Source organism: Brevibacterium picturae, assembly GCF_030453725.1.
GTDB classification, from domain to species: Bacteria; Actinomycetota; Actinomycetes; order Actinomycetales; family Brevibacteriaceae; genus Brevibacterium; species Brevibacterium sandarakinum_A.
In genome coordinates this window covers 1-6,932 of the sequence record NZ_JAKDJU010000159.1, presented here as the reverse complement: position 1 = coordinate 6,932, position 6,932 = coordinate 1, and the positions used below count along the sequence as shown (strand labels likewise).

General features: G+C 64.9%; 7 protein-coding genes. 3 read left to right on the top strand and 4 right to left on the bottom strand.

The window, feature by feature from the left end; translation table 11 throughout:
* The coding region (locus tag L0G76_RS12910; protein WP_304357593.1) for a homocysteine S-methyltransferase family protein at nucleotides 1–364 on the bottom strand (364 nt) is incomplete at its 3' end.
* A gap of 21 nt (nucleotides 365–385) precedes the next feature.
* Here L0G76_RS12910 and tgt point away from each other — a divergent pair.
* The gene (tgt, locus tag L0G76_RS12905; RefSeq protein ID WP_304357592.1) at nucleotides 386–1,672 is read left to right on the top strand and encodes a tRNA guanosine(34) transglycosylase Tgt; all 1,287 of its coding nucleotides are present in this window, start codon (nucleotides 386–388) and stop codon (nucleotides 1,670–1,672) included.
* Here the strand turns inward: tgt and L0G76_RS12900 are convergent.
* Nucleotides 1,669–2,433, bottom strand: a complete 765-nt coding sequence (locus tag L0G76_RS12900; RefSeq protein ID WP_304357591.1) for a queuosine precursor transporter — start codon at nucleotides 2,431–2,433, stop codon at nucleotides 1,669–1,671. The two genes, tgt and L0G76_RS12900, sit on opposite strands and share 4 nt — an antisense overlap.
* Nucleotides 2,408–5,011, bottom strand: coding sequence for a M3 family metallopeptidase (locus tag L0G76_RS12895; RefSeq protein ID WP_304357590.1), 2,604 nt, complete (start codon nucleotides 5,009–5,011; stop codon nucleotides 2,408–2,410). Before L0G76_RS12895 ends, L0G76_RS12900 begins: the two co-directional genes overlap by 26 nt.
* A gap of 107 nt (nucleotides 5,012–5,118) precedes the next feature.
* On the opposite strand from L0G76_RS12895, the gene L0G76_RS12890 reads away from it, so the two are divergent.
* Nucleotides 5,119–6,189: an AI-2E family transporter gene (locus L0G76_RS12890; protein ID WP_304357589.1), complete on the top strand. Its 1,071-nt coding sequence runs from the start codon at nucleotides 5,119–5,121 to the stop codon at nucleotides 6,187–6,189.
* Nucleotides 6,190–6,192: 3 nt separating this feature from the next.
* Here the strand turns inward: L0G76_RS12890 and L0G76_RS12885 are convergent, their stop codons facing one another.
* Nucleotides 6,193–6,408, bottom strand: coding sequence for a hypothetical protein (locus tag L0G76_RS12885; RefSeq protein ID WP_304357588.1), 216 nt, complete (start codon nucleotides 6,406–6,408; stop codon nucleotides 6,193–6,195).
* A gap of 111 nt (nucleotides 6,409–6,519) precedes the next feature.
* Here L0G76_RS12885 and L0G76_RS12880 point away from each other — a divergent pair, with 111 nt between their 5' ends.
* Nucleotides 6,520–6,888 carry a GNAT family N-acetyltransferase gene (locus L0G76_RS12880; protein WP_304357587.1) on the top strand — a complete coding sequence of 123 codons (369 nt, stop codon included), beginning with the start codon at nucleotides 6,520–6,522 and terminating at the stop codon, nucleotides 6,886–6,888.
* Nucleotides 6,889–6,932 lie beyond the last annotated feature (44 nt).

The following is a 6,932-nucleotide window of genomic DNA, read 5'->3' as shown; positions in this document are numbered from 1 at the left end:
CGGTGACCGCGCCGGCAGGTGCGCCGGCTGGTTCGGCAGCGACTGCGGCGGCAGCCCCGGCCGCGGTCTCAACGCTGCGCTCGATGAGGCGTCGGCCCTCCTCGGCGGACATCGATGCCCGTTCGAAGCCCGGCGGAGTCGCCTGGTAGCTGGCGGTCGTGATGATTCGGGCACCGGCACGGATGAAGTCGGCGTGCACCTCGGCCAGCGTCTCCGGAGAATCCCGAAGCAGGGCTGCCGACCACAGCTCGTGGCGCAGATCGATGCCGCGGGTTTCGAGGGCGGTGCCCAGACCACCGTCGATGATGAGGGGCTCGCCGGTGGCTTCCGCGGCCTGAAGCATCTGAATGAAGGTTGTCGACATGCTCCCAGTTAAACTTGTCGGGTGACCCGAATCGAATCCTCCGCAGAATCTGAGACAGTCTCGGCCCCCGCCGCCGATGCCCCCGCCATCAACGACCGCTCCCGGTTCGGGTTCGAGGTCGGCACCCGCCTCGAGACGGGCGGGCGCACCGGCGTCATCCACACCCCGCACGGCGACATCGCGACTCCGGCGTTCATCCCGGTGGGAACGAAGGCCACGGTCAAGGCCGTGCGTCCCGACGAGGTGGCCGAACTCGGCGGACAGGCCGTGCTCGCCAACGCCTACCACCTCTACCTGCAGCCCGGGTCCGACCTCGTCGACGAGGCCGGCGGGCTCGGGAAGTTCATGAACTGGCCCGGTCCGACGTTCACGGACTCGGGCGGATTCCAGGTGATGAGCCTCGGCGCCGGGTTCAAGAAGGTCATCTCGATGGAGTCGACGGGGGAGCAGAACGACGATCTCGTCGCCGTGGGCAAGGAGAGACTGTCGAACGTCGACGATGACGGCGTGACCTTCAAGTCCCACCTCGATGGGTCGATGCACCGCTTCACCCCCGAGATCTCCATGGGTGTCCAGCACGAACTGGGTGCGGACATCATGTTCGCCTTCGACGAGCTCACGACCCTGATCAACACCCGCGGCTACCAGGTGCTGTCCTTGGAGCGCACCCGCCAGTGGGCACTGCGCTGCATCGAAGAGCACCAGCGACTGACGGCTGCGCGCTCGCACCGGCCCTACCAGGCGCTGTTCGGTGTGCTCCAGGGCGCTCAGTACGAGGACCTGCGCCGCAAGGCCGCGCACGATCTCGGTGCGATGGACTTTGACGGCTTCGGCATCGGGGGAGCGTTGGAAAAGGAGAACCTCGGCACGATCATCCGGTGGGTGTGCGAGGAGCTGCCGGAGAACAAGCCCCGCCACCTGCTGGGAATCTCGGAACCCGACGACCTGTTCGAGTCGATCAAGACCGGCGCCGACACCTTCGACTGCGTCTCGCCCTCACGAGTGGCCCGCAACGCCGCGATCTACACCCGCGACGGCCGCTACAACCTCACCGGCGCGAAGTACCGACGCGACTTCGGACCCCTCGATCCCGACTGTTCCTGCTACACGTGTCAGAACTACTCGCGGGCCTACCTGCGGCACCTGTACAAGGCCAAGGAGATGCTCTTCTCCACCCTGTGCACGGTCCACAACGAGTACTTCGTCGTCAATCTGGTCGCCGAGATCAGGCAGGCGATGATCGACGGCCGCTTCGCCGAACTCGAAGCAGAGGTGCTGGGCCGCTACTACGCGAAGCAGCGCGGCTAGGCTGCCGCGCCGCCGCCGGGCAGCTCGTAGCTGGGTTCGTGCTTCTTCACGAGTTTGATCACCCGGTAGGTCACGGGCATGAGGATGACTTCGACGGCGACCTTGTACACGAAGCCGAACACGATGTAGTTGATGAAGTCGAGGCCCGGGATGACTCCGGCGAAGGCGATGACGCAGAAGAGCAGCGTGTCGACGAACTCGCCCACGCCCGTCGAGGTGAGCAGGCGGACCCACAGCTTCTGCTCGCCCATGCGCTTCTTCACGGCTACGAGCACATAGGAGTTCAGCAGCTGACCGAAGAAGTACCCGACCAGTGAGGCAGCGACGATGCGCGGGTAGAAGCCCAGGACGGCGGCGAACGCGTCCTGGTTCTCATAGCCCGGTCCCGGTGGTGAGATGAGCACGAGCCAGAACACGAAGGTCGCCAGGATCTGCAGTCCGAAGCCGGTGATGACGGCCTTGCGGGCGGCCTTGAAACCATAGACCTCGCTGATCACATCGCCGAGGATGTAGGCGATGGGGAACAGGAACGCGCCGCCGTCGGTGACGACGGGCCCGAAGCCGATGACCTTCGTCGCGGAGATGTTGGAGATGATGAGCACCGCGGAGAACACGGCGAGGATCACCGCGTAGTAGCGACCTCTGGAGGAGGCGAAGGCCGCGAATCTGCCAGCAGCGCTCAGGCCATCGGGACTGTCAGCACTCGTGCCCTCAGCGCTCGGTTCGTCCGAGCCCTCAGCCTTCGGCACCTTCTTCGACAACAGTGATTTCCTTCCCTCCGGTGATCGCCAACAGCTGTTCATACGTCAGCGGCATCACCGAATTCGGTGTGCCGGCGGCAGCCCAGAGAACAGGATAGTCCTTCAGCGCCGCGTCGACATACGTGGGAATCGGCTCAGGGTGCCCGCAGGGAGCGACACCGCCGATGACCTGTCCCGTCGCGGTGCGCACCAGATCCTTGTCGGCCCGGTCGAGGGAGTTCACACCGATGAGCTCGGCCACGTACTCCGTGTCCACGCGGTGGCGCCCGGAAGTCATGATGAGCACGGGGTCGCCGCCGGCCGAGAAGACGAGGCTGTTCGCGATCGCGCCGACGTCGACACCGACCTTGTCCGCCGCCGAGGCTGCCGTGGGCGTGGCATCGGTGAAGAGCTTGATCTGTGGTTCGATTCCGTTCGCCTCGAGCACCTCGGTGACGGCCGCGTGGTTGCGGTGTTCCTTCGGTTCGGCCTCGGTGACACCGGAAGGCTCGGCAGCCTCGGCGGGCTCATCGTCCTCGGACGAGTCCGAGCTAGTGTCATCCACAGGCTCGGCCAGTCCGCGTCGGCGCAGCAGCGGCGCCACATCGGGACGCGTGCCGAAGAAGCGTTCGATCGCGCTCATGGGGTCGAGCGAGTAGCCGGGGGCCAGGATGGCCTCGCGGAACGCGTCGCCTGCCTCCCGATTGAGTCCGCCCTGGTCCTCGAACCATTCGCTGACCCAGGCGGCGATGACTTCCGAGTAGAGGTAGGAGTAGTAGCCGGCGGCATAGCCGGAGGCGAAGATGTGGCCGAAGTAGGTGGTGCGGTAGCGGGGTGGAACGAGCGTGCTGAACCCGGCGGCGGCCAGGACCTCGGATTCGAAGGAGAGGACGTCGGTGATGTGTTCGCCGGCCTCAAGCGAATGCCACGACAGGTCGAGCATGGCCGCGGCCAGGTATTCGGTCGTATCGAACCCCTGCCCGAACTTCTCACTGTCGACCAGCGCGGTGACCAGCGATTCGGGCATGGGCTCGCCTGTGTCGACGTGCTTGGCGTAGTGGGGGAGGACCTGTGGGTGGAAGCGCCACATCTCATTGAGCTGGGACGGGAACTCCACGTAGTCGCGTGGAACCGCGGTGCCGGCCGTCGACGGATAGGTCGAGTTCGCGAACAGGCCGTGGAGGACATGGCCGAACTCGTGGAAGAGGGTGTTGAGCTCGGTGGGGTTGAGCAGTGTCGGCCGTCCCTGACCCGGCTTGGCCAGGTTGAGCGAGAGTGTGACCACGGGCAGGTGTCCGGTCAGCCGTGAACTCGTGACCAGCTCTCCCACCCACGCGCCACCGCGTTTCGTGTCCCGGGAGTAGGGGTCGATGAGGATGAGTCCCAGGGCACGTTCGTTCGTGTCGGTGGCCTCGAAGGCTCGAACATCGTCGTGCCAGGCGGTGACTGAATCACGCGAGGCGAAGGTGACGCCGTAGAGGCCCGTCGCCGCGCGGAAGACGCCCTCGTTCAGAACAGTGTCGAATTCGAAGTACTTGGCGACCTCGTCGGCGTCGATGTCGAATTCGTCCGCCCGGTACTGTGCGAGATGGTGCTTGACGTCCTCGGCCGCGACCTCGTCGAGGCCGTAGCGTTCCTTGACTGTCGCGAGCTCAGCGGCCAGCTGGGCGTTGGCCGGGGCGATGAGGGAGGAGACGATGTCCGCCGCCGCATCCGGCCCGCCCGCTGTCTGGTTGTCGATGGCGAACGATGAGTATGAGGGGTATCCCAGCAGCTTCGCCTGCAGAGCTCGCAGCGCCGTGGTGTCGGCGACCTGGGTCCGGGTGTCACCCTCGCCTCCTCGAGCACCGCGGGAGGTGGAATTCTCCAGCACCTGCCTGCGGGTCTCGGGCGATTCCAGGGACTCGAGGACGAGCTGTTGGGTGAAATTGTTCAGCGGCAGCAGATACCCGTCCGTTCCACGCTCGGCCGCCCGATTCGCGGCAGCAGCGATCTGGTCATCGCTGAGCCCGGCCAGCTGATCGACCTCGCCGAGGTGGACCGCCAGTTCCCGCGTGTCCTTCTGCAGTGCCCGGGAGAAGGAGGTGCCCAGGGTCGTGAGCTCGGCCGCGATCGTGGACATCTGATCGCGTTCTTCCTCGCCGAGGCGGGCTCCCGCACGCACGAACTCCTCGACAGTGAGCTCCTGCTGACGTTTGTCCTCGGGGTTGAGATCGGTGGATGGAACCTGTTCGATGCGGTGGAAGAGATCGACGTCGAGGAAGATTCGGGTCCGTGCCGCCGACAGACGATCCCACACCTCGGCGACGGCATCGGCGAGTTCAGGACGGAAATGGTTGGCTTCGACGGCACCGACGACAGCCGCGATCCGGGTCATGGGGATGGTGGCGGATTCGAAGCGGACGGTGGTGGAGACGAACGTCGGATCATTCTCATCATCGATGATGTCTTCGACCTCGGAACGGGCGAAGTCCGTGGCCGCACGGACTGCAGCGATCAGCGATGCTGGGGTGACAGCGGAGAAATCGGGCAACGAGAAGTCGCCCCGTGGGTCGAGGAAGGCCTCCCAGACATCGATGCTGTTCGGATCGGAGCTCATCGTCGACGTACCACTTTCTTTGCGTTTCAAGGATTGTGCCTGGTCTCGACCTCGATCCTAACGCGTGTGAGGGCCGCAGCGCATGGTCGCTGGTTACACTTGAGACCATGGTCAAAGGGCAGGGAAAGACGCTGACTCTCAACAGCGCATTCCGGGTGGGCTTCACCGGAACGCTGGGTGTGGGGCTCGCGATCGGGCTGATCATGGCCCTGCAGTCCGTGGCGACCGTCTTCATCTACATCGGGCTGGCGCTGTTCCTCGCCCTCGGTCTCGAACCGATCGTGATGTGGCTGGTCGAGCGCAAACTGCCCCGGCCCCTGTCGGTCGTCCTCGTCGTCCTGGCCTTCATCCTCGTCGTCGCCGGGGCGGTGCTGCTCATCGCCCCGGCCGTCATCAGCCAGATCCAGCAGTTCATCGGCGATCTCCCGGACATCGTCGCGAATCTGGCGGCCACGGGATGGGTGACCGACCTCGAACACAGGTTCACCGGTGCCGTCGATGTCGACAAGATCTTCAACAACCTCGGCGATTGGGCCGCCGACCCGAAGAACGTGGTGTCGCTCGGCGGCGGCGTCGTATCGATCGGCGCCGGAATTCTCAGCTTCCTCGCCGGAGTCATCATCGTCGTCATCCTCACCATCTACTTCGCCGTGACGATGCCGACGATCAAGTCGGCCATGCTCTCCCTCGTCGCAGCGAGTTCGCGACCGACCGTCGAATCCGTCACCGACGAGGTCACCCGATCCATCGGGCGCTACGTTCTGGGACAGGTGTCCTTGGGCATCGTCAACGGTGTCTGCTCGGCGATCTTCCTCACCATCATCGGTGCCCCACTGCCGGCGCTGCTCGCCTTCATCGCATTCCTCGCCTCACTCATCCCGCTCGTCGGCCCGATCACCGGTTCGATCATCATCACCGCCTCCTGCCTCATGGTCTCTCCCGGGCTGGGCATCGCGGCCGCCATCTACTACCTCGTGTACATGCAGGTGGAGGCGTACCTGCTCAGCCCCCGGATCATGAAGACTGCGGTGGACGTGCCCGGTGCGTTGGTCATCATCGCCGCGATCGCCGGCGGCACCTTGGGCGGAGTGCTCGGTGCCGTGGTCGCTGTGCCGGTGGCCGCCTCGGGGATGATCATCATCCGCAAGGTCGTCGTACCTGCCCAGGACAAGAGGTAGGGGCTACTCTTGGTCGTCGGTGCTGTTTCGGCGGTTGCGGACGATGAGTCCGATGACGTATCTGACCAGGTAGTAGGTCACGAAATAGGCGATGGCCATCACGACCAGGGGTGTCAGCAGATTTCCGCCGCCCATCATGGGCAATCCGAGGAACACGGCGACCGTGAAAGCCGCGAGGTAGGGGATCAGGCGGAGAACCGGACTGTCGACATCGCTCATGCTCGTCAGCGTACCAAGTGACGTCTGCGTCCCCTCGGCTCGAAGGCGTGGCCTTCGCCGAGGTGGCCGCTAACATGGGTGGAATGACACAGACCCAATGGCGTGCAGTCCGTGACGGACAGCGATGAACACGCCATGCCTGATCGTGGTCATGCCGTTGACATGACGCTGCCACCCTGGCCCACGGAACGCCCAACCTACGGACGGATCAGTCTGCGGGCGGTGGAAGATCGGGACATTTCGATGGCGCAGGAACTGTCGACCGACCCCTATGTGCCGCAGACGGGTTCGCTGCCGGGCAATGCCACCTCGCTCGAGGCCAGTGCCTGGGTGGTGCGCCAGCAGAAGCGGCACGCGGAGGGGACTGGCTTCTCGTTCACGATTGCGCGGCGTTCGGATGACGCCGCGATCGGTCACTGTGGTCTCTGGCTGAAAGAACTCGACGAAGGGCATGCGAGTGCGGGTTACGCGGTTGTCTGACCCATTCGACCTGGACTATCCCTTCGCCGGTCGCTGGCTGGTCC